At 52.4% G+C, this 1,196-nt stretch carries 1 rRNA gene; it reads right to left on the reverse strand.

Annotated elements, in window-relative coordinates:
- Positions 1-1,132: ribosomal RNA gene (locus ACR65H_RS18485) — 23S ribosomal RNA — on the reverse strand; the annotation flags it as partial.
- Positions 1,133-1,196: the final 64 nt, after the last annotated feature.

Below are 1,196 nucleotides of genomic sequence, written 5' to 3' on the forward strand. Positions count from 1 at the left end.
TTAAATGGTGGCTGCTTCTAAGCCAACATCCTGGTTGTCTGGGCAGCGCCACATCCTTTTCCACTCAACGGATACTTGGGGACCTTAACTGGCGGTCTGGGCTGTTTCCCTCTCGACTACGGATCTTATCACCCGCAGTCTGACTCCCAAACATAAATCATCGGCATTCGGAGTTTGTCTGAATTCGGTAACCCGGGATGGGCCCCTAGTCCAAACAGTGCTCTACCTCCGAGATTCTTTCGTTTGAGGCTAGCCCTAAAGCTATTTCGGAGAGAACCAGCTATCTCCAGGTTCGATTGGAATTTCACCGCTACCCACACCTCATCCCCGCACTTTTCAACGTACGTGGGTTCGGGCCTCCAGTAAGTGTTACCTTACCTTCACCCTGGACATGGGTAGATCACCTGGTTTCGGGTCTACGACCCCATACTCATTACGCCCTATTCAGACTCGCTTTCGCTGCGGCTCCGCATTCGCTGCTTAACCTTGCATGGAATCGTAACTCGCCGGTTCATTCTACAAAAGGCACGCCATCACCCATTAACGGGCTCTGACAACTTGTAGGCACACGGTTTCAGGTTCTCTTTCACTCCCCTTCCGGGGTGCTTTTCACCTTTCCCTCACGGTACTGGTTCACTATCGGTCACTAGGGAGTATTTAGCCTTGGGAGATGGTCCTCCCGGATTCCGACGGAATTTCACGTGTTCCGCCGTACTCAGGATCCACTCTGGAGAGGACGAACTTTCGACTACGGGGCTTTTACCCGCTATGGCGGACCTTTCCAGGCCGCTTCGTCTAATCCGTCCCTTTGTAACTCCGTATAGAGTGTCCTACAACCCCAGGAAGCAAGCTTCCTGGTTTGGGCTCTTCCCGTTTCGCTCGCCGCTACTAAGGGAATCGATGTTTCTTTCTCTTCCTCCGGGTACTTAGATGTTTCAGTTCTCCGGGTGTGCCTCGTTCACGCTATGTATTCACGTGAACGTACTGCCCCATTACGGGCAGTGGGTTTCCCCATTCGGAAATCTTCGGATCACAGCTTACTTACAGCTCCCCGAAGCATATCGGTGTTAGTGCCGTCCTTCATAGGCTCCTAGTGCCAAGGCATCCGCCGTGCGCCCTTTCTAACTTAACCTTTATACGGATTTCGATAAGCTTCGCATTACTTTGTCAGCTCCGTCACTCTGGTCCTCACGTGC

It is taken from the genome of Sporosarcina sp. SAFN-015 (assembly GCF_059415085.1).